A 22,881-nucleotide genomic window follows, 5' to 3' on the forward strand; every position below is an offset into this window, starting at 1 on the left:
GGGAATGATTACACGTATGATGTCAACGGAAACCTGAAAACAGATTTAAATAAAGGCATCGAAATCGACTACAATCACTTAAATTTACCTACCTTAGTGAAAAAGGGTGCGCAGACAATAGAGTATGCGTACAGTGCAACAGGTGTTAAGTTAAGGAAAATTGTAAAAGCACAGCAAGGTGTAAATGCCGGATTAACCACTACCACAACCGAGTATTTGGACGGATTTCAGTACAAAGACGGGGTGTTGCAGTTTTTTCCGACAACAGAGGGGTATGTAAATGCCATAACAGCAGGATCAGTGGCGTATAATTACGTTTATAATTTAACCGATCATTTGGGAAATGTGCGCGTAAGTTATGCATGGGATGATGTGAACAGTAAATTAAAAACCGTCAACGAAGACCATTATTATCCGTTTGGTTTACAACACAAAGGTTACAATAAACCGCCAGTAGATATTACGATACGAGAACGTGAACGGGTTGAAATTGGTGTAGGAATTGGAAATACTTCCGGTTCCACGAATTATAAGTATAAGTACAACGGGAAAGAGTTACAGGAGGAGCTTGGCTTAAATATCTATGACTACGGCGCAAGAAATTATGATCCGGCTTTAGGGCGATGGTTCAACATTGATCCGCTGGCGGAGAAGTATGCTTCATTAACTCCATATAATTATACAATAAATAATCCTATAAATTATATAGATCCTGACGGAAGAGAAGTTCGAATATCATACAATGCAGAAACAGGAGAGTTATCGATTATGGATATGGATAATTATAAAAAAGGATTAAAAACGGTTAATGTCTCTGCTAAAGATTATAACGTAAAAGGGATTAGAGATAAAAAGGGTAAACTTATAGCAAACCAAGTTTTAGTAATAAAAGGAGTATTCAGTGGAGGAATTGCAGATGAAAATGGAAATATCAATCAAGGTGACGAAAATGGAACTAATCATCCTAATACAGGAGGTCTACAAGTTCCTATTCCTAATGGAGAATATGATATTCTAGATAATAAAGGAGGAAAACATGATGATTGGTACAGATTAGATCCACAAGATAGTTTTCGATATGATGATACTCATCAAAATTCTAAAAAAAAGGATGGAACTAATAGAAGTAATTTTAGACTACATCTAGGTCTTGAAAGCTGGGGATGTGTCACATTATGTAGCTCAGATAGCTCAAGTGATAGAAATTTAGAGTGGAATGTTATTAATCAAATAATGGATACAACTTCAAAAAGTGAGGTTCCCGATAGGCAAGGTAGACAAAGATTTAATCCTTTCTCTACAAGAACTAAATATGGTACCATGAGAGTTATAGGAACAAGTATTAATCCTAAGAAATCTAACAATACAAGAATACCAATGATAAGTCCAACAGTACTAGGTCCTATTAATTAAATTTTATTATGAAGGTTTTACAAATATTAATTTTTATTATACTTTTTGTCAGTAATTGTTATCCTAAAAAATGTGAAAATTCAACTATAAAAATAGATGAAATTGTTTTAGATAAAATGTACAAACATGATATAGAGTATTGTGCATTAGTGAATAATAGTTTAAAAGGAGACAAATTATCTTTTAAAGAAATTATCTTTTTAGATGTTAATTTTTTAGATGGAGAATCTGCTTATTTACATTCTTATTATATATATGTCATAACCAAAAAACTAGGTGATAATCATGTATATTTTTTACTTAAAGACATGAATAAAAATGAATTAAAATCATATTATTCTATACTAAATTCAGGTATACATTATGAAAATGTTAATAAAAGTATTAAAAGTGAATTCCCTAAACTCTATACAGAATTATGGAAAAATAAAAATCCTATAAATTATTAAGGACAAATCGTCTTATAAATATATTTTATTCTACAATCTGTTTACTATATAATAATTAATCATTTATATATTCACAATAAAGTAAAGAGGAGGACTAAAAAAGAACCCTCTCTTTACAAATAAAGTTATAAAAACGTCCTTTTTAGATTACAATTTAAACTAAAAACATATCCTAATGTACATTATAAAAAATAAGTTTATTGCCTTTTTGATGTCTGTTACATTATTTTCTTGTGCAGCACAAAGTTTTGTTGTATCAGAAAAAACAATATATGGTAGCTATATTAATGCTAAACAAAAAGTAAGTTTAACTGTTAAGTCAAATAAAACTTTTTTGCTTAAACAAGATTTGTTAAGAGAATTTTGTATGGGGTCTTGGAAGTTAGAAAATGAAATATTGGTCTTATATTGTGAAAAACCAGAATATCCAACTGATTATCTCACAAGTTACAATCTCAAGACTGATACAATCTATCGATTTAAGCTTGTAAATAAGGATAAACTAAATTTTGGTAATATAACATTAAAAAAAGAATAGAAATAATAATTGTATTGCTTCATCTTGTGTTCAAAGGCTTAAAGATGGAGATGGAAATAAAGTTTATGTTAGTTTTAATTTATCAGCTACAGAGGTAGCAGATGAGTCAGCAGCACAACAAATGGCAAATAATGATGAGATACAAGTATCTAATCCAGATGGAGCAGACCGTTATTTAAGATTTGGAAATACTGTAACGAATGGCCCTGCGGGAAATTCAAAAGATTTAGGAAATGCTGATAGTAAGCATATAAATTTAGACTCAACCTCTGTAAACTCATTTTACAATTCTCCTAATCCTCAAGCATCTTTACAAACGATATATGCTGCTGTATCTATACATGAAATAGGTCATAACTTAGGAGGAAATCATGGAGACCCTGGAAATATGATGACAGGTGCTACCAGTTTATACAATCCAGGTGGTGGTATAAATAATATAGAGAAAACGACATATACACTTCCTGGTGTGAATAGTCTTGGAATTCAAGCATTAATGGGAAGAGTTGTTTCTACAAGCGATGTTATAAATAATAGTAGAGCGGGATATGGACAGACATCATCACGATATTTAAATGATAAGCAAAATAACACTATAACAGAAGGATCGGTTGGTCGATTAGTTTTTGCTCCTAACCAATAGAAAACATTAATAATTATGAAATATACATCATTTATAGTACTACTATTCCTATTTTCTATATCAAATGCACAAAATAATAGAATTACATCAGGTTTTAAATCCTGTGAAGAGAGTTTTTATATCCAAACTTTATTTCCCATTTTTGGAAAATCATTTGTAATAGAGCATTTTAAAATGGATTCTGTCAATAGCTATTTTAATTACATTGATTATACAACAAATGAAAGTTATTTGAAAGCCCAAGTAAAAAATTTAGATACCATCAAAGCTATTCCTACAGAGTATGTTTTAATATTAAATGTAATACATAATGACCAAAAAATAGGTTTTGTTAAAGTAGGCTGTCACTATCAGGATAATTTAATTAGGGCTGATAAATGGAAAGGATTAAAAGACTATCTGAAGCCTCAACTTAAGGTAATAGAGGGAAAAGTAATTAATTTAGAAAAAGCATTGAAAATATCAAAAAATAGAGGATATGAAATTACTTCATGGGAAATAGATTATGAAACAAAACAAAATTCCAATGACTATAAAATATTTTTTCCTCGTTTAATATGGACTTTAAAGGAACAAAAAAATAACAGAAGAACAAAAGTTCTTCAAATTAATGCAAAGAACGGAAGAGTTATAAAAGAATATCAGAAATTTACATTCTAGAAAACAAGATAGTTCAGATTTATACTCCCTCCTATTAGAGGGAGATTTATATCGACCCCTGTCAATGAATTAATGAGACGTCATTCGCCTTATAATTATGCATTTAATAACCCTTTACGATTTATAGATCCAGATGGGATGTTTGCTACACCGCCAGGAGATTTTTACGATACAGATGGAAATAAAATTGGTACAGACGGAATAGATGATCAGAAAAAATATGTTGTTACCAATAAAGATGATGTAAAATCCATTAAGAAAACAAATAAAAAAGGAGGTACAACTCAGGCATCAGATGTTGATTCTGCATCATTATTACCAAGTGATGCATCATTAAAAGAATCCTTAGCAGTATTAGATAGAACGGATGCCAATGGTGGCAAGAAAGAAGAAAGTTCATTGGTCATGAAAGACGGAACGGTAGTTAAAGGAGAAGCGGGACCGGAAGTTCAATTTGGTGCAGATGAATATGCTTCTGCAAAATTACCCGCCATTCCTGAAGGAAAGACAATAGCTGATGTTGAAGCCTCAATACATTCTCATCCTACTGCATCTGAAGCCATAGGGGAAAAGACATATAGTTCGAGTGCTTTGGAACCATCATCAAATGATCAAAATACATTCAAACAATTTGGAACAAATATAATTGCAGGACGATTAGGGTTAGCGGAAGGAACTATTAAACCAAATCCTATGACTGGGCAGAATGAAACCTCCATAAGTTCACCATCAAAAGGTATTGGAATTTATAATGGTAGTAGTACAACTCCCATTCAGTTAAAAGTAAAAGCTGTTCAAAAAATTTTAGGAAAATAACAATGAAGTTCAAATTATTTATATTTATCATTTTTAGCATTTATTGTGCTACTTCTTATGCTCAGGAAAAGGAATCCAATATTATAGTATTAGTAGATGGAAATATCGTAAAGTACACATATGGTAAAATCATTTACGAAGAATCTTCTGGAGTAAAAGATACTATAAATGTTACGATAGTTCCTGGACGTGTAAAAATGAATAGTTCAGATTATGATAAACTCTTATTAAAAAATATAGAAACTATTTATCTAAAATTTTCTTATTCTGAAACCTGTAACGGAAATACAGAGTATTATGACTACGAAATAGAAGACTTTAAGTTAAATTGGTTAGACCACGATTACATTGTTCTAAATGTATATAATACTAATAAGAAGGCGTATAAAAGGATTTACAATCCTTTACCCGGAAAAGAATATACATATGAGTATGAATATCCCGGTAGCGGTATGAGAAGAGCTAAAAAGATTTTGCCAAAATGTAAATAAAAATATAGGTATCGTTATAATGGAAAAGAATTACAGGAGGAGTTAAACTTAAATCTTTACGACTACGGCGCTAGAAATTACGATCCGGCGATTGGAAGATGGTTCAATATTGATCCGTTAGCCGAGAAGTTCTTTGACTATTCTTCATATAATTACGTTTTAAATAATCCTGTTAGATTTGTTGATAAGGATGGAATGGATGTTTACTTAGTTGATGAAAATGGTAAATATATTCTAGCTAAGAGAGAAAATAAAACAGATGTCTTATATGGTTATGATTCTAAAAATCAAACAATAAAAGATTATAATGAAGATGGAAAAGTAAATTCAAAAGATGGTTTAATCATTCAAACTAAAGGCTTATTATCGCAAATGCTTTTAAAAAGAAAAAGTCAAAATGACTATGATTATAGTTATAATCAATCAATTGCGGAATATTCAGAGAGTACTGAAAGAGATTTATTAAAAATGTTCAAATTCTCTGCTGATATTGCAGAAAATTCTGAGTTCTCTTTAACTTATTTTAGGAATAATGGTAAAGATTGGATTTCATTACAAAGGTTTACTAACCCTACTTTATACAAAAAAAACTCTCCTAGTTTTGGTTATATAGGAGTTGATGTTGATAATGCTTCAAAAATATATCACAATCATCCTGCTTCTACAATTTATAAAGAAGATTATACTGAAATAAATAGTATGGGAAATTATTCAAGAAATGGAACTGCATATAGAGCAGGAGATTTTAAAAATGCCGACAATAGAGTTCTCAATAACTATGTATATTTTCCTAAAACTGGTAATTTATATCAAGTTACTAGAAAATCTATCAATTTAATAAAAAGTATTAATAAATCTAAAGATCTAAAACAATGAATAGATTAATTGTTATACAATTACTTATGCTAGTATGTCTAAACTGTAAAAAAAAGGATTCTCTGAAAAACAATCTACTTAAAGAGATGAATTTTTATCAAAAAGAAAATAATATAAACAATCTTTTAGAGACAGATAAAAAAATGTATGCGAAATCCCATTATCTAATACATTTTGATAAAATTAATAATGATACTGTTATTACATTAACTTTAGAGCCTATGGGTATTAAAATGGAAAATGATGATAGTATATATGGTATTTATGAAAATAATATAATTATTAGTGATAATAAGAATCTAGGTTCAAAATATTATAAAAAAACTAAACATAAATTAAATAATTATACTACTGATAATATTTTTATTTCAGATCTTTTATACCCTGTTTGGATTTATCAAATAAAAAATGATTCATTGATTATTTTAGATAAAGTCGGAGGAAATAATTGATAGAGGAAGTGATAGTGTGAACGGAATATTTAGAAAATTAGAATCTTCTAATAAGGATAATCAGATTGAATAAGATAAAAAGAAATATAGCGGGTATCATAAATACCAAAATCGAATAAATAGCCCAAGTATCAATTGCTACTCCTAAATGTTTTAAAAGATAAATGATTATTAAGTATAGAAATACCCCTAATAATGAGTAATTATAAGCTTTTACAAATTGCTTAAAATTTTTAGGGTATATACATATAAAGGTTAGAAAAGTTATCCCAATAGGGATTATTGTGCTAAAAAGATAAAATAACATATTAAATTATATACTTATCCATCAAGATAGGCAAATGTCTACCTTCTGTTATTTTATAAAGTTACTATATTTTTATCAAAGAAATTCTTAAACTTTTTATTTGTAAGCATTATTCATCATTTCAATGCATGTTGAAACGATAACAAGGATACGATAAAAATGGAAAACAATGAGATTATTAATGCTCCTTTCATCAATAATTTGAGCTATACATAGCAAACTAATTCGAACAAATCGTTGAATTAAGTACTGCTTATGTAAAAGCTGAAAATAATTTCCAAAAAAAAAATGGAGATTTTTCTCTAAAATAGCTGCAGGAATAATTTCTGGTATCAATTGGGTATTAAACAATGATTCTGATAATTCTAAAAAAGAAACTCTTAAAGAAAATCAAAGGAAAGGTAAAGAAGCGGAAAAAGAAGTAACTGGTGAATTAGAACAAGAATTTCCAGAAGATGAAGTACTAACACAGGTAACAGGTAAATTTGAAGATGGATCTAAAACTATTTTTGATAATGTAGTCATTGATTCTAAAACTGGTAAGGCTAAACAAACAAATGAAACAAAAAGTGGAAATGCAAAACAAACCACACAACAAAAAAGATATCGTAATGGAGAATCAGTAGAATTAAGAGGTAAAAATGCTGGATCTGCAAAAGGTCAGAAAATAGATGTTAAAAATACTCCTGATAGAGAAACTAGAAAACCATGAATATAAAAAATGTATTTACTTCTATAGCTAATGGAATAGCCCCTTTTCTTATAGAATATAATTTTATTTGTAATAAAAATAAACAAGAATTTAAACGTTCTAATAATGATGTTGCTCAAATTATTAGATTTTTTTTCCATAAAAAATCTGATAAAATTTATTTAAAACTTGAAATAATTATCAAACTTTCAGAGATTGAAAATGTATATAAATCTATTACTAATATTGAAGGAAGACCATATTTAACTTTAGGTAATGATTTTTTAATTTTAAAAAATAAAGCAGATGATTTTTGTTACAAAAAGAAACCTACTAATTATTGGTTAATAGAAAATGATAATGATATAGAAAACATAGTAAATAATTTTGAATCACATTTAATTGAAATTATTTTACCATATTTTAATGATAATTCTAGTATAGAACGAGTAGATTACTTACTTAATAGTTATCCTTTAAAAATGTCAATACATAATTATTTATATCCGTTGAGAGCGAATATTGGTATAATCGCTGCAAAACTTAACAATAATCCAAACTATGATGAATTAGTTGATATATATATGAAAGAACTAGAAAATGCTGAAGAAAACTACAAAAATGAATTTCTAAAAATAATAAAATATTCATTTACAAAATGATAGTAAAACCCAAGGTAGATTTCTACCTTGGATTAAAACTATAACGACGTTCTTTTTAGAAATGTAGAAATCGGCATTGGTATAGGAAGTAATTCAGGACCCGCAAATTATAAGTATAAGTACAACGGGAAAGAGCTACAAGAGGAACTTGGCTTAGGCTGGTATGATTACCAGTGGAGAAATTACGATCCGGCGATTGGAAGGTTGAGCGTTGTGGATCCGTTGGCGGAAATATCAAGAAGATGGTCTCCTTATACATATGCGTATAATAACCCTATTTATTTTATTGATCCCGATGGGATGATGGCTGTTAGTAGCCTCCAAGAAATGTGGGATAATACAACTTCTTCAAGTACATGGACGAATAATGGTGATGGAACTTACGAAGGTGGAGAAGATGAGAAAAACAAAGAAGAGGAAAAATGTTGTAAAAATGGAATATTAAGTGGCTTAAAAAAAGCGTACATAGATAGTGTAAAAGATAACACTAAGTTATTAGGAGGGTCTATAGGTATTGGGGCAATTACCAACCCTCTTATTGATGCTTTAATTCCAAATGAACTAGATACAAACAATAAATTAGAAGTCACTACATACTATTCAGCCATTGTTTTAGTAGCTATATTGGATCCTTCTCCAGCAGGAGAGTTAAATCTAGTGATAAAAGGAGGTAAAGTTGCTAAAATATTAAAAGCTGTAAATAGCAATATAGGACATGCAGTTGAAAGAGGCGTCGAAAGAGGAGTTTTTAAAAATATGGATGAAGCTAAAGCTTCATTAGAGAAACTTTCTAAAGAAGTAGGAAAAAACGGCATGGCTTCTTACCAAGTAGCTCCAAACGGCACAGCTAAATTAAAAATAGTATTAAATAAAAAATAAATGAAAGATATTATTATAAAAGAAAATGAAGAAACTATTTATATCCAATTAAAAGAACATCCAAAAAAAAATATTTTCGGAATTGTTGAAAAAAATATTGATATAGCTTCTTTAATTAAAGGATATAAAGGAACTCCTGTATACTTAGACTTTAATAAAGATGGTTTTTTAATAGGTATTGAAATTTTAAAATAAGAGCTAGTTTTGTAAATATATTGTTATTTTACAAAACAAATTAATTCACAATAAATCAAAAGGTAGATGCTGGTCTACCTTTGGTGTTATTGTATAAAATTGCTACGTTTTATAAAAGAAAAACTAACTCAGGATAAAACAAATCGTCAATTCATAACGAAAATAAGCCCCTACACTCTTTGAAAGTAGAAGCTTATTAATATATAAACGGTTTAAGTTATGAACGATTTACGAACAACCAATTCTTCAACTCACTAAAGTCATTTTTCAACCTAACTTTCTGTGATAATCTAGATTTTAATTCTTCGACTTCTTTTGGATAGACGATTTTTTCACTGATTTCTTTCGGAAAAACTTCCGGAAACTTACACGGATGCGCAGTTGATAAAAAGATGACAGCTTCATTGTTCGCCTCCTTTTTTTCTTGGTATTCCTTTGCCGCTAACCATGCAATCGATGTATGTGGGCAAGCAATATAATGGTATCGTTTATCAATCTCTTTTATAGCTTCAAGTGTTTCGTCATCTGAATAAGCTTTAGAAGTCATCTTTGTTTTTAACTGTTCCACATTCTGCTCAAAAAACTCCATTACACGAACCCAATTACTCGGACGGCTAACATCCATTGCATTAGACAATGTTTGTACAGTTGATTTTGGTTGATATTTTTCCGTTTTTAAGAACATCGGAACCGTATCATTTGCATTCGTTGCTGCAATAAACTGACGAACTTCCAGTCCTAATTTCGAAGCTAAAATTCCTGCCGTAATATTTCCAAAATTTCCACTCGGAACAACGAAAGAAACCTGGTGAAATCCTTTTCTTTTTGCTTGTGCAACAGCTTCAAAGTAATAAAAAGATTGAGGAATCAATCGCGCAATATTAATCGAGTTGGCTGAGGTTAAATTTAAGGTTTTCGTTAAATCTTTATCCAAAAAAGCTTGTTTCACCAAAGCTTGACAATCGTCAAATGTTCCATCAACCTCTATTGCACGTATATTATTTCCATTGGCTGTCAACTGCAATTCCTGAATTGGAGATACTTTTCCTTTTGGATACAAAATGGTCACCCTTGTTCCCTCTACACCTAAAAATCCTAATGCCACTGCACCTCCTGTATCACCGGAAGTAGCAACCAAAACATCGAGCAATTGATCCTTCTTTTTTGAATAATGTGCCATTATACGGCTCATAAACCTTGCGCCAAAATCCTTGAATGCAAAAGAAGGTCCATGAAATAATTCCAAAACCGCTAAATCATCTTCTAAGAAGACTAATGGTGCAGGGAAGTTGATGATCTCATCAATCAAAGGATAGAGTTCTTCTTCAGAAAAATCATCTTTTAACAATTCAATACTCACTCTTTTTGCAATATCTCGGAATGAATAATTTTCAATCGAATCTAACCAGTCTCGATCAATTTTTTCCAGTGATAACGGCATATACAATCCATTATCTTCAGGCAACGATTGAAAAACAGCTTGTTTAAAATCGACTCTGTTTTTAGAATTATTTGTACTGTATAACTTCATATTTAGTTTTTTACGTAAGGACCTCGTTCATTAATCTTAGAAACAAATGTCTGATGCTCTATTTGGTGAATATGCAAAAAATGATGAAGATGTTGTTCTATTCTTTCCGCATTTGCTTTATCATTTGTTAATGCTATGACTGTTGGGCCAGAACCTGAAATTCCAAATGTTAAAGCATTATTTTCAAGAGAAATTTGTTTCATTTCATCAAAAAAAGGAATCAATAGAGAACGGTTAGGTTCTATAATTTCATCTTGCATCGAACGTCCAATCTCCTCGTAATCATTTTCATAAAGTGCTGAAATCAAACTGGCAATATTTCCCCATTGTTTAATTGCTTTACTCAACTGTACTTTGTCTTTTATTAATTTGCGTGCTTCTTTTGTCTGGACTTCTACTTTTGGATAAATTAATGTTGCATATAAATTTTCCGGAACCGGTAATGAGCGTACCAAAAGTGGTTCATATGAAGGAATTAATGTAATCCCTCCAAACAAAGACGGCGCAACATTATCGGCATGCGCTGCACCACAAGCCAAGCGCTCTCCTTCCATGCAATAGGGTAAAAGTTCTTTTTTAGAAAGTGGTTGCCCTAACAATTCGTTTAAAGCGAAAATACCTGCAACTGTACTTGCCGCACTTGAACCTAACCCACTACCAATAGGCATTTTCTTGTGCAACTCTATCGATAAACCAAATGAATTTTGCAAACCTAAATCGCAGAATAATTTCCAGGCTGAATGGGAAACCGTATTTTTCATTGCATCCAAAGGCAATTTACCGTCATCTCCTGTGATTTTAAGAATTTCAATTCCTAATTTTTCTGTCTTTCTCATGATCACCTCATCTCCAGGTTCATCAACTGCAAAACCTAAAATATCAAATCCACAAATCATATTAGCAACTGTTGCAGGGGCAAAAACATGTACTTCTTCTAAAATTTTAGCTTGATCAAGCTTATATTTACTTTCGATTATTTGATTCATCTTTCTATTTTATTGAGCTTATATTAACTAAATCTGCAAAAACACCGGCTGCTGTAACTTCTGCTCCGGCACCAGGGCCTTTTACAACCAGTGGTCTTTCTTTGTAACGTTCTGTTGTAAAAGAAATCACATTATCGCTTCCTGACAAAGCATAAAAAGGATGTTGATGATCAACTAATTCTAAAGAAATAGAAATCCTCCCATTTTCTAAAACTCCGATATAGCGAATTGCTTTTTGTTCTGATTCTGCTCGTTTTTTTATTTGTTCGAAATAATCATTTTCGTTTTCTAATATCTGATAAAAAGCTGTTACTGTTTCTGCAGTCAGACAACTTTCCGGCAGAATAGCATCTATTTTCACATCCTCAGCTTCTACCTGATAGCCATTATCACGCGCTAGAATTAACATTTTTCTCATAAAATCGATTCCACTCAAATCATCACGGGGATCAGGTTCTGTATACCCCAGTTCCTGTGCTTTTTTAACCACTTCTGCAAACGTGTTTTCACCTTTAAAATGATTGAAGATATACGAAATTGTACCGGATAGAATGGCTTCAATTTTTAGAATTTGATCTCCACTCATTCGTAAATCTTTCAGAACGCTTATTATTGGTAAACCTGCCCCAACATTTGTTTCGTAAAGAAAGTCTATCCCGTACTTACGTGCTGTCTGTTTCAACTCATAATACTCCCGGTAAGAAGAGGAATTTGCAATTTTATTACACGTCACCACAGAAATATTATGTTCAAAAATTTGTTTGTAATATTTCGGAACGACTGAACTTGCTGTATTGTCCACAAAAACACAGTTGGGTAAATTAAGTCGTTTCATTTCCTGCATAAATTCATCTAAATTGGCTTCTAAAGACGAATGGTTTAACGCATTTCTCCATGCAGTTAATTGAATTCCTTTTTCATCAAAAATCATTTTTTTTGAATCAGATAATCCGACTAATTTAATTTCGATGTCGTTATTTTCTGCTAAAAAATCTTTCTGTTTTTCCAATTGTTTCAAGAAAGTAGCCCCAATGTTTCCTATCCCAACATTGAAAACGTGAATCGTCTTTTTTAAATGGTAAAAAAATGCATCATGAACAGCGTTCAAAGCTTTTGACAAATCATTTTCATTCAACACAACAGAAATATTATACTCGGAAGAACCTTGGGCTATTGCTCTGACATTAATTCCATTTCGTCCCAAAGCGTAAAACAATTTACCCGAAACCCCAACTGTTTTTTTCATGTTTTCTCCAACAATTGCCATAATTCCAAGCTTTTCTTCTATTTCAATAGGTTCCAACCATTTCGCATCGATTTCTAAATAAAACTCATCCTCTATTAATTGCTTTGCTTTCTCAACTTCATCATGATGAATCGCTAATGTTATACTATGTTCCGACGAAGATTGTGTAATCAATACAATGTTGATGTGATGCCGTGCTAAAAGTGAAAAAAGTCTTCCGCTAAAGCCAAGCTTTCCAACCAAGCCACTTCCTTTTATATTAATCAGTGCTACATTCTTGACAGACGAAATTCCTTTGATTGGAAAAATGGTTGGTTCAGTATTGAACTGAATTTTTGTTCCTTCAAATTCCGGTTGAAATGTATTTTTGATGACAATTGGAATTCTAAGTTTGAATGCAGGAGCCATCGTAGGCGGGTAAATTACTTTTGCCCCAAAATAAGACAATTCCATTGCTTCAGTATAGGACAAACTCTTTAACGAAAAAGCTTTCGCTACAAAACGGGGATCGGCTGTCATCATTCCATTCACATCTGTCCAAATTTCGATTTTCTCTGCATGCAAAGCTGCACCAAATAAAGCTGCCGTATAATCAGAACCTCCACGTCCCAAAGTTGTGATGCGATTCTCTTCATTGGCAGCGATAAATCCTGTTACAACAAATAACTTATCGGAATATTTTTTTGCAAGTAGCTGAATGTTTTGGTACGTCATTTCTTCCATCACATTCGCCTGTCCAAAATTACTATCCGTCACAATATAATCAGAAGCATCAACAGCTTTCGCTTCTCCTACATTTTGCTGAATGATTTCCGTTAGTAACAATGCACTGCATCTTTCTCCAAAACTGAGAATCAAATCTTTTGTTTGAGGACTTAATTCTTTGAGCGTTTCAACTCCTTGTAACAAATCTTCCAGTTCATTCATCAATAATTTTAGTTTGGTTAGAATTGGGTTTTGATCAGAAATGTTAATTAATGCTTTTACAATTTCAAAATGTTTCTCTTGAAAGAACTTCAAATCATTCTCATCTAAATTTCCCCATGAAGCTTCCTCGGACATTTTGGTCAATAGATTAGTCATACCTGACATCGCTGAAACAACTAAAATAATCGAATTATTTTGCTGCTTTTCTTGTTTCACAATTTCTACCACTGAGCGGATGCTTTCTACTGATCCGACTGATGTTCCTCCGAATTTTAAAATCTTCATATCTTGAATTTTAACCATAAAAAAAGCATCTTCCTTTTGAGAAGATGCTTTTGCATTATTTTTTTAGAATTAAAACATAACAAGACTCCTCTAAGTGTGCTCACCAGAAGTAATCGTTGTAATCGTATTTAATCCGTTTTGTTTCATTGTTGATAACGAATATACAAACTTTATGAATAAATCAATAAAATTTTTATTGATTTATTTTAATTCGTACAAATAGTTCATCTCAAATTAATATTTCCATAGCATTAATCCTGCTTGATAGCCTGCTCCTAACGTCCATATAAGAACATATTCTCCTTTTTCTAATTGTCTGGTATTTTTCTGGTATTGATCTAATGCCAAAAAAGGACTAGAAGCTCCTGTATATCCTAACTCTTTCGAACAAAATGGAATTTTTTCTTCGGGAAGATGAAAATGATCGCGTATTTTATTGATATTTTTTATTGACAGCTGTGAAAACAAAAACAAATCGATCTGTTCTATACTCAACTCGTTTCGTTTTAGAAACTCTTCGATGTGATTCAGAGCGAAATCAACACTTCCGCTTCCGTCAAATGAAGTATCCCATAACGCAAGATCATCTGTATGATAGCAGGAGTAACCTTTTGGCGGGAATAACACTGCTTCTGAAAAAGTACTGTCCGTATGATACAGAACATCGATTAACCCTGATGCAGAAAAATCTTTTTCTACAATAAAAGCAAAAGCAGAATCCGAAAAGCAGAATGCTGTAACGGGATTTTCTCGATCCAATATGTTTGATAATTTTTCGGCACATATTATTAAAGCATTCTGTGCAGATTGGGTACCTGTTAAATATTTACATGCTAAATCTAAAGCTACAAAAGCTCCAATGCAATTAACATTGATATCATAACACAATGTATTTGTCTTTCCTCCAAGGGCATGATGTATTTTAATTGCGTCATTTGGAATACGGTGTTCCGGCGTAGTGGAAACAAAAACTATTGCGTCTATCTCTTCAATTGAAATATTGCTTTCCTTTAATACCCCTTTAGCGGCATTAATTCCCATCGTTAAAGTCGTTTCAGAAGAATCTTCAGTTAAGACAAATCGTGTATGGCGTCCTAAGGCATCCTGAATCTTCTGCATTGAGACTTGTTTTTCCTCAAAGTGTTGAATGATTTCCTCATTGTTTTCCATGGTAGACGGAGAATAGAAAAATGTGTGATGTAGTTTCATTTATCGGTTTTTATCAATATTAGTTAAAGGTAAATATTATTTCAAAAAGAAACACATTCAATTTCCTGAATGTGTTTAAAAAATAGTTATTATAATATTATTTTTTTTCCGCTACCGTATCTTTCTTAACAGCAGTAGAATCAGTCATAGCAACTGGTTTGATATCATTCGAATAGCCAACAACAATTCCGTCCATTTTATCTACTCTTCTTACTTTAAAGGTTTCTGTACCTTCTGCACCTTTGAAAGAGACTTTATAAACTGCTTCATAAACCGTTTTATCGCCATCTTCAAGTGGTGTCATTTTTTCAAAATTGTAAACATCTACCGGACCATACTGCTTAATTGGAGCATTCAAATTATCTACTTCTACTCCCTCTACTTTCGCAAAAAGAGAATCTGGCTTATCTGCTCTATATTTATAAACATCCAAAACAGCTTCTTTGACTTTATAGTCTGGTAAGTCCGACTTTTTCTTACAAGCTGTTAACGCTAAAATAACTCCAACCATAAGTAATGCACTTGCTTTCATAATTCTATTTTTTTGTGTTAATTGACTGTAACTAATTTAATAATAAAAAAAATTACAAACAAGTATTTTTTTAAAAATCAATACTATAGAGAAGTAAAACGTCGATTCTATGCAGAATCGACGTTTTATTGAAATATTGTGCTGTAATTTTAAACGTCTACATTCACATAAAACCCTTCATGGCCTCTGACATTAAATACTGTATTATCTTCAAAAATCAGGTACTGCCCTTTTATCCCTTTCAAAACACCTTCTATTTCCGGTGTTTTTTTCAAATTCAATGATTTTACTTTTTCAGGATAAGATAAAACAGGATATTCTAATGTGTACACTTCAGGTTCATTAACCAAAAATTGTTGAAACTCTTCATTAACAACGTTTCTGATTTCATGATACTGTTCAGGTAAATTGATATCCGGCACTTCATTTTTTAACATACGTTGCCAATTCGTTTTATCAGCAATCACATTTTTTAACGAAACCTCAATCATTCCCGCTTCGTAACGATTGTCTGTTCGTGCAATAATAATCGCTTCTGACGCTCCTTGATCAATCCAACGGGTAGGAACCTGTGTTAAACGAGTAACGCCAACTTTTATTCCGGAAGAGTTTGCTAAATAAACAATATGCGGTTGCAATTCGAATTTCATCTCAAATTCCAAATCTCGTTGGGCAATTCCCAAATGTGCCGTAGAAAGCTCCGGGTTAATAATACTTGGATTAGCTTCCGGAATTGTAAAAAAACAATTTTTACAATACCCCATCTGATAAATTTCTTTGTCCTCGTGGCAATTCAAACACTCGTAATGATCAAAACTAATTTTTATTTTCTTCCCTAACAATTGATTCATTACGATAAAATCATTCTTGAAATTCCAATAATAATTAATTGGAGTTCCGTTTTCAGTTGTCATTTTACGAATTTGTCCTTCAAACTGCATCTTGCTAAAAAAGTTTAATTAATTTTGTGTAAATCTACAAAACTTTTAACGGATGGGAATAGTCAATAAGATTATGGAAATTATGATGCGTAGTCGAATGAATGTCATCGAGGAAAGCATCAAAAATCCAGTTGGTACACAAGAACGTGTGTTATTTGAAAATATCAAAAAAGCCAAATCGACTATTTACGGAAAAGAATTTCATTTTGAAGAAATCAAAACCATACAAAAATTCCAAGAACAAGTTCCGGCTGTACATTATGAAGATTTTCAACCTTATATTGAATTGGCAAGAAAAGGAGAAAAAGATGTAACCTGGTATGGAAAAATAAAATGGTTTGCAAAATCTTCCGGAACAACAAATGCCAAAAGTAAATTTATTCCGATTAGTAACGAGTCTTTAGAAGATTGTCATTACGCAGCAGGAAAAACCATGTTTGCGCTGTATTTGAATGCGTATCCTGAAACAGACATCTTCTTGCATAAAAACCTTCGCATCGGGGGGAGTAGTGAACTTTATCAAAAATACGATACTCGTTTTGGTGATTTATCCGCGATTTTGATTGATAATTTACCTTTCTATGCTGAAATGAAAAATATTCCGAATCGTGAAATTTCATTAATGTCTGACTGGAATGTAAAAATGAATGCAATTATCAATGCAACTAAAAATGAAGATGTTGGTTCATTGACAGGTGTTCCTTCGTGGATGCTGGTTGTATTAAACAAATTATTAGCCGAAACAGGTAAAAATTATTTGGATGAATTATGGCCTAATCTGGAAGTTTTCTTTCATGGTGGCATTAGCTTCAAACCTTATGCTGAAAACTATCATTTAATCACGAAGAAAAATTTAAATTATTTCGAGTTATACAATGCCTCTGAAGGTTTCTTTGGAATTCAAGACCAGTTGCATAACAAAGATTTACTGTTATTGTTAGACAACGGAATCTTTTACGAATTTATTCCTATGGAAGAATTTGGAGCTGAAAATCAGCGGTTTTTAACAATTGGTAACGTTGAAGTAGGAAAAAATTATGCCATGGTAATTACGACAAACGGAGGCTTATGGCGTTACATCATTGGAGACACCGTACGTTTTACCTCTACAAATCCACACCGAATTGTCGTCTCAGGCCGAACAAAACATTATATCAATGCGTTTGGAGAAGAGTTGGTGATTGAAAATGCTGAAGAGGCACTAAAAAGAGCTTGTGAGCAAACCAATTCTATCGTTTCTGAGTACAGCGCAGGGCCTGTCTTTATGCAAGGAAAAGAAAAAGGAGCACATGAATGGATCATTGAATTTGATAAAGAACCTGATAATTTCGAATTATTTGCAAATATCCTTGATTCTTCTTTGCAAGACGTTAATTCGGATTACGAAGCAAAACGTTTTAACAACATGACCTTAAATCCTCCTGTCATACATATTGCCAGAAAAAAACTATTCATAGAATGGATGGCTTCTCGCGGAAAATTAGGTGGACAAAATAAAGTTCCACGCTTGTCCAATACAAGAGAATTTATTGAGCCTTTAATCGAATTAAACAAAATAGGATAAGAAAAAAGAGAATCAGATTGATTCTCTTTTGTTTTGAAATAAAGTAGGATAATTATTTCGAAACCAGTAAATTTACTAGGAGAGAAAAAATACCTATTGATGCGAAGTACGAATTTATCTGAACTTAAGTTTCACCAGATAGTAGAAAATAAGTTTCAAATTTACAACAGTCTCTTTATGAATCTGCCTTACGAAAAGATGCAGAACATTGGATCGTTGATTCCTTTTTTATATGAAGAAAGTCGAAAAGGTTTACCTGAAGGAAAATCACCAAACGAAATTATCAAGAATTTTTTTGAAAAATATACGGACTTAAGAACTGAACAAGAACAAATTGACTTAATGTTTCGGATGATTCAATACATCGAACGTCAAGTTGTGTTATTTGACAGCATAGAAGATGCTGCTTTTCCTTCATTACATTCTGAAAATGAAAAAGGAAGTTTAGAGAGTATTTATCATATTGCACAAGCGCAAGGCAAAATGAAGCAAGTTAAAAATCGAATTGAAGATTTTGTAACGAGAGTCGTCTTTACAGCACATCCAACACAATTTTATCCGACAAATGTCCAACAAATTATTCAGGATTTACGCGACGCTATTCAACAGGATTCTGTTAGTAAAATTGATTTATTGCTGCAGCAATTGGGGAAAACACCTTTTATTAACGAAGAAAAACCGACTCCTTACGATGAAGCTGTTTCGATTATTTATTATTTACGCAATGTTTATTACCAAACAATTGGTCGGTTATACAATGAAATCAATCAATTGTTTTTTACAGAAAGTCATCCGCTTCAATCTCCTGTTATTCAATTAGGTTTTTGGCCGGGTGGAGATCGTGACGGAAATCCTTTTGTAACCGCAGAAATTACTTGGAAAGTTGCTGGTTTACTACGGACAAGTGTTTTAAAAAATTACTACAATCATATTAAAATTGTTCAGAGAAGATTAACATTCAAACACCTTACAGAGCCTTTAAAAGAATTGAGTAATTTGATTTATGACAATATGTTCAACGAAAACGGTACCATTACGATTGACGAAATTAAAACACGTCTTCAAACCATCCGTAGCATTTTAATTGAACAACATAACGGAATCTTCTTAGATGTATTAGATGATTTTATAACACGGGTAAATATTTTCGGATTGCATTTCGCTTCATTAGACATTCGCCAAGACTCTCGCATTCATCAAAAAGTCATCAACCAAATTGTTGAAAAATACACCGGAATAAATTTAGAAGATTTAAACGAAGCAGAAAAAATTGAACTCTTAACTAATCCTTCTTTCACAGCCAGACCTGAAGATTTTGAAGATGAACTTGTCGTCGATACCATCAAAAATGTCTACCAATTAAAAACGATTCAACAACGAAATGGAGAGTTAGGTGCTAACCGTTACATTATTTCAAATTCCGAAACAATTTTTGATGTACTAAACGTCTATGCTTTATTCAAATTTTGTGGTTATCATGATGAAGAAATTAAATTTGACATTATGCCCCTTTTCGAAACTATTCGCGGTTTAGATGGTGCTGAAAACACCATGAATAGCTTGTATAATTTACCTGTTTATGCACAACATTTAATGCGTAGAAAACAACGTCAATCCATCATGTTAGGTTTTTCGGACGGAACAAAAGATGGTGGTTACATCAAAGCTAATTGGGAAATTTATCGCACCAAAGAAATCCTTTCAAATGTGTCGGATGAAAATCAAATCGAGGTTATTTTCTTTGATGGGCGAGGTGGACCTCCTGCACGTGGAGGCGGAAAAACACATGAATTTTATGCTTCACAAGGGAAAACAATTGCCAATCACGAAATTCAAATCACAATTCAAGGCCAAACGATTACATCAAATTACGGAACACTTCCTCAGGCAAAATACAATTTTGAACAATTGTATACTGCAGGAATTATTTCAGATATTTTTGCAACAAGCACAAGTCAAATTTCGCCTGAAGAACGTATTCTTATTGATAAATTAGCGACAATTAGCTATCAGAAATATGAAGAGTTAAAAGCGCATCCTTCGTTTCTTCCGTATTTAGAGAACATGAGTACTTTAAACTATTATGGTAAAACAAATATCGGAAGTCGGCCAAGTAAACGTGGCGGTGATAAAAAATTGGAATTTGATGATTTACGAGCCATTCCTTTTGTCGGCTCTTGGAGTCAATTGAAACAAAATGTTCCAGGGTATTTTGGTGTTGGAACAGCGATTCATGAATTGAAAAAACAAGGTCATTTAGAAGATGTAAAAGATTTATTTAAAAATTCAAGCTTCTTCAAAACCTTGATTCAAAACAGTATGATGTCGATGGAAAAAACTTATTTCCCTTTGACTTCTTATATGAAAAATGATCCTGAATATGGTGAATTCTGGACTATTTTATATGACGAATTCGAGTTATCCAAAGCATTGTGTTTAGAAATTTCGGGTTATTCGGAATTGATGCAAGACGAACCGTTGAACAGAGCTTCAGTACAAATGCGTGAAAAAATTGTCTTGCCTTTGTTAACGATTCAACAATTTGCTTTAAACAAAATTCATCATGACAGCGAGTATAAAGCAGTTTATGAACAAATTGTCATGCGTTCATTATTCGGAAATATTAATGCAAGTCGAAATTCGGCTTAATTTTGAGAATATCTTAATACCTTCGCAACAATGGAAAAAATTATTTTAGGGATTGATCCTGGAACGATGGTGATGGGTTTTGGTTTGATTGAAGTAAAAAACAACAAGATCAAGTTAATTACACTGGACGAATTGTTATTGCACAAACTTCCAAATCAACAAACAAAATTGAAAAAGATTTTCGAAAAAACCCTTGCTATTATCGATCAGTATCATCCTGATGAATTGGCCATTGAAGCACAGTTTTTTGGCGTGAATGTTCAATCAATGCTAAAATTAGGACGGGCACAAGGTGTTTGTATAGCAGCTTGTTTACATCGTGATATGCCGGTTGTAGAATATGCCCCAAAAAAAGTAAAAATGGCCATTACAGGAAACGGGAATGCATCAAAAGAACAAGTAGCCGGAATGTTACAGCATTTACTTGGTTTAAAAGAAATTCCAAAACGTCTGGATGCAACGGATGGGCTTGCCGTTGCTGTCTGTCATTACTTAAACTCTGGCAAAACAGCAGGAGCATCAAACTCTTATTCCGGCTGGGATGCTTTCGTAAAAAATAATCCTAATCGAACAAAATAAATATATTTGTAATAGAATTAACACTCTAATTCTTTAAATTTAAAAAATATCAAATGAAAAAATATTTAATCGCCGCATCAGTTTGTGCAACAGTTTTCTCTTCGCTATTATTCTCTTGTAAAGATTCTTCCGGAAAAAACAATACGGCTATTACTGAAATTGTTTCAAAAATAGAACAAAACAAGTATAAAATTGGTGACAAAATTGATATTCCGCTGACAAATTTAGAAGGAATTACAAAGGTTGTTGTTGCTGTAGACGGACAAGAGGTTCCTGCAGATTTTACAATTGATGGAAAAACCATTGGATTAGGAAATCATACGGTTAATTTAAAATTCTTCAAAGGCGAAGAAGAAACCAATTCGCGCGATTTTACATTTGTGGTTTATGCCAATGAGCCTGCTGCAAAATGGTCGTATGAAATTGTGGGTACTTACCCACATAACAACGATTATTTTACGCAAGGTTTTTATTTCAAAAATGGTCATATTTTTGAAGGAACCGGGCTTCGTGATGGAAAAACACGTTTAATCGAGTATAAATTAGGCGCAACAGAACCTACAAAGTTATACCAAATAAAAGATGATGTTTTTGGTGAAGGAATTACAGAACTGAATGGTTTTATCTACCAATTAACTTGGCAAGACCGTGTGATATATAAATATGATTCCAACTTCAATCAGGTTCAAAAATTTGAAATGCCTCCTCAGATTATCGAAGGTTGGGGAATTACGACAATTGGAAAAGAATTGGCTGTAACAGAAGGATCTCAGCGTATTCATTTCTTTGATGAGAATTTCAATTATTTAAGAACTGTTCAGGCATTTGACAGCCAGCAACCTTATAGTTATTTGAACGAGATTGAATACCACGACGGTTTAGTTTATGCGAATGTTTATTTAAAATCCGGGCATGCTGACAACAGCAATATTGTTGTTATTGATCCTCAAACCGGAGCAGTAAAAGCTGAATTTAATTTCGCCGAATTAAAAGGAAAACAAGGAAATCCGCAAGCGCAAGAATTAAACGGGATAGCGTTTAAAGAAAACGGAAACATGTTGCTGACGGGTAAGCTTTGGGACAAAATATTTGAAGTAAAGATTAAGAAATAATAGTATTTTATGCGATTTATTCGGCCGAAAATTATAGGGACTTTAAAAATTCAACGAATGATGTCAGGAACATTAGCTGTTATTAATGACATTAAAAATGCTCCAAATAAAATAATCATTCCTTGCTCTAGTATTAAAGAAGGTAAAGAAATAATCGAAAAAATCAAGAATACAAAAACAGGAGAAACTATTTTTTTCTAAAAATACAAAAAGCTCGACCTGCAAAATCGAGCTTTTCTTTTCAAAAA

The 22,881-nt window shown here is 32.0% G+C and carries 23 protein-coding genes and 1 pseudogene; 18 read left to right on the plus strand and 6 right to left on the minus strand.

The genetic code is table 11. The annotated features are described in order from the left end of the window. From H277_RS19875 to H277_RS0116740, 13 genes and pseudogenes are all read left to right on the plus strand, one after another. The coding region (locus H277_RS19875) for an RHS repeat-associated core domain-containing protein (protein WP_154652451.1) at nucleotides 1-1,413 on the plus strand (1,413 nt) is incomplete at its 5' end. An 8-nt stretch (nucleotides 1,414-1,421) separates the two neighbouring features. Continuing rightward, complete coding sequence (locus H277_RS0116685) at nucleotides 1,422-1,862, plus strand: hypothetical protein (protein WP_019976766.1); 441 nt, start codon at nucleotides 1,422-1,424, stop codon at nucleotides 1,860-1,862. Between the two features lie 175 nt (nucleotides 1,863-2,037). Then, nucleotides 2,038-2,400: a hypothetical protein gene (locus H277_RS0116690; RefSeq protein ID WP_019976767.1), complete on the plus strand. Its 363-nt coding sequence runs from the start codon at nucleotides 2,038-2,040 to the stop codon at nucleotides 2,398-2,400. A gap of 121 nt (nucleotides 2,401-2,521) precedes the next feature. After that, nucleotides 2,522-3,043, plus strand: coding sequence for a zinc metalloprotease (locus H277_RS0116695; RefSeq protein ID WP_019976768.1), 522 nt, complete (start codon nucleotides 2,522-2,524; stop codon nucleotides 3,041-3,043). Nucleotides 3,044-3,058: 15 nt separating this feature from the next. Beyond that, nucleotides 3,059-3,703 (plus strand): hypothetical protein, encoded by a 645-nt coding sequence (locus H277_RS0116700; RefSeq protein WP_019976769.1) that lies wholly within the window; start codon nucleotides 3,059-3,061, stop codon nucleotides 3,701-3,703. Between the two features lie 72 nt (nucleotides 3,704-3,775). Beyond that, complete coding sequence (locus H277_RS0116705) at nucleotides 3,776-4,519, plus strand: hypothetical protein (protein ID WP_019976770.1); 744 nt, start codon at nucleotides 3,776-3,778, stop codon at nucleotides 4,517-4,519. A gap of 2 nt (nucleotides 4,520-4,521) precedes the next feature. Beyond that, nucleotides 4,522-5,010: a hypothetical protein gene (locus H277_RS0116710; RefSeq protein ID WP_019976771.1), complete on the plus strand. Its 489-nt coding sequence runs from the start codon at nucleotides 4,522-4,524 to the stop codon at nucleotides 5,008-5,010. A gap of 18 nt (nucleotides 5,011-5,028) precedes the next feature. Further along, a pseudogene (locus H277_RS20545) lies at nucleotides 5,029-5,196 on the plus strand (RHS repeat domain-containing protein); the annotation flags it as partial. 9 nt (nucleotides 5,197-5,205) lie between these two features. Further along, complete coding sequence (locus H277_RS0116715) at nucleotides 5,206-5,886, plus strand: hypothetical protein (RefSeq protein WP_019976772.1); 681 nt, start codon at nucleotides 5,206-5,208, stop codon at nucleotides 5,884-5,886. After that, nucleotides 5,883-6,338 (plus strand): hypothetical protein, encoded by a 456-nt coding sequence (locus H277_RS0116720; RefSeq protein WP_019976773.1) that lies wholly within the window; start codon nucleotides 5,883-5,885, stop codon nucleotides 6,336-6,338. Before H277_RS0116715 ends, H277_RS0116720 begins: the two co-directional genes overlap by 4 nt. A gap of 1,015 nt (nucleotides 6,339-7,353) precedes the next feature. Then, the gene (locus tag H277_RS0116730; protein ID WP_019976775.1) at nucleotides 7,354-7,998 is read left to right on the plus strand and encodes a DUF4304 domain-containing protein; all 645 of its coding nucleotides are present in this window, start codon (nucleotides 7,354-7,356) and stop codon (nucleotides 7,996-7,998) included. 81 nt (nucleotides 7,999-8,079) lie between these two features. Beyond that, nucleotides 8,080-8,877, plus strand: a complete 798-nt coding sequence (locus tag H277_RS20585; RefSeq protein WP_260392639.1) for an RHS repeat domain-containing protein — start codon at nucleotides 8,080-8,082, stop codon at nucleotides 8,875-8,877. Then, nucleotides 8,878-9,072, plus strand: coding sequence for a DUF2283 domain-containing protein (locus tag H277_RS0116740; protein ID WP_019976777.1), 195 nt, complete (start codon nucleotides 8,878-8,880; stop codon nucleotides 9,070-9,072). Nucleotides 9,073-9,289: 217 nt separating this feature from the next. Here H277_RS0116740 and thrC read toward each other — a convergent pair whose 3' ends face one another. The 6 genes from thrC to H277_RS0116770 all read right to left on the minus strand — a co-directional run bounded on the left by thrC (nucleotide 9,290) and on the right by H277_RS0116770 (nucleotide 16,729). After that, complete coding sequence (gene thrC / locus H277_RS0116745; protein ID WP_019976778.1) at nucleotides 9,290-10,603, minus strand: threonine synthase; 1,314 nt, start codon at nucleotides 10,601-10,603, stop codon at nucleotides 9,290-9,292. A 2-nt stretch (nucleotides 10,604-10,605) separates the two neighbouring features. Continuing rightward, complete coding sequence (locus H277_RS0116750) at nucleotides 10,606-11,589, minus strand: homoserine kinase (RefSeq protein WP_019976779.1); 984 nt, start codon at nucleotides 11,587-11,589, stop codon at nucleotides 10,606-10,608. 4 nt (nucleotides 11,590-11,593) lie between these two features. Continuing rightward, a complete protein-coding gene (thrA, locus tag H277_RS0116755) occupies nucleotides 11,594-14,047 on the minus strand; it encodes a bifunctional aspartate kinase/homoserine dehydrogenase I (protein ID WP_026357690.1) in 2,454 nt (817 codons plus the stop codon). 234 nt (nucleotides 14,048-14,281) lie between these two features. Continuing rightward, nucleotides 14,282-15,256, minus strand: a complete 975-nt coding sequence (locus H277_RS0116760; protein WP_026357691.1) for a 3-oxoacyl-[acyl-carrier-protein] synthase III C-terminal domain-containing protein — start codon at nucleotides 15,254-15,256, stop codon at nucleotides 14,282-14,284. 97 nt (nucleotides 15,257-15,353) lie between these two features. Continuing rightward, nucleotides 15,354-15,788, minus strand: a complete 435-nt coding sequence (locus tag H277_RS0116765) for a hypothetical protein (protein ID WP_019976782.1) — start codon at nucleotides 15,786-15,788, stop codon at nucleotides 15,354-15,356. A 149-nt stretch (nucleotides 15,789-15,937) separates the two neighbouring features. Beyond that, complete coding sequence (locus tag H277_RS0116770; protein ID WP_019976783.1) at nucleotides 15,938-16,729, minus strand: DUF2797 domain-containing protein; 792 nt, start codon at nucleotides 16,727-16,729, stop codon at nucleotides 15,938-15,940. 52 nt (nucleotides 16,730-16,781) lie between these two features. Here H277_RS0116770 and H277_RS0116775 point away from each other — a divergent pair, with 52 nt between their 5' ends. The 5 genes from H277_RS0116775 to H277_RS0116795 all read left to right on the plus strand — a co-directional run bounded on the left by H277_RS0116775 (nucleotide 16,782) and on the right by H277_RS0116795 (nucleotide 22,834). Continuing rightward, on the plus strand, nucleotides 16,782-18,293 hold the full coding sequence (locus H277_RS0116775) for a GH3 auxin-responsive promoter family protein (RefSeq protein ID WP_019976784.1): 1,512 nt from the start codon (nucleotides 16,782-16,784) through the stop codon (nucleotides 18,291-18,293). Nucleotides 18,294-18,470: 177 nt separating this feature from the next. Continuing rightward, a complete protein-coding gene (locus H277_RS0116780) occupies nucleotides 18,471-20,942 on the plus strand; it encodes a phosphoenolpyruvate carboxylase (protein WP_019976785.1) in 2,472 nt (823 codons plus the stop codon). Between the two features lie 30 nt (nucleotides 20,943-20,972). Then, on the plus strand, nucleotides 20,973-21,521 hold the full coding sequence (gene ruvC, locus H277_RS0116785) for a crossover junction endodeoxyribonuclease RuvC (RefSeq protein ID WP_019976786.1): 549 nt from the start codon (nucleotides 20,973-20,975) through the stop codon (nucleotides 21,519-21,521). A gap of 53 nt (nucleotides 21,522-21,574) precedes the next feature. After that, on the plus strand, nucleotides 21,575-22,633 hold the full coding sequence (locus H277_RS0116790) for a glutaminyl-peptide cyclotransferase (RefSeq protein ID WP_019976787.1): 1,059 nt from the start codon (nucleotides 21,575-21,577) through the stop codon (nucleotides 22,631-22,633). Between the two features lie 57 nt (nucleotides 22,634-22,690). After that, entirely contained in the window at nucleotides 22,691-22,834 is a 144-nt protein-coding gene (locus tag H277_RS0116795; RefSeq protein ID WP_154652452.1) for a hypothetical protein, read from the plus strand. Nucleotides 22,835-22,881: the final 47 nt, after the last annotated feature.

Origin of the sequence: Empedobacter brevis NBRC 14943 = ATCC 43319, assembly GCF_000382425.1 — a bacterium.
Taxonomy (GTDB): domain Bacteria; phylum Bacteroidota; class Bacteroidia; order Flavobacteriales; family Weeksellaceae; genus Empedobacter; species Empedobacter brevis.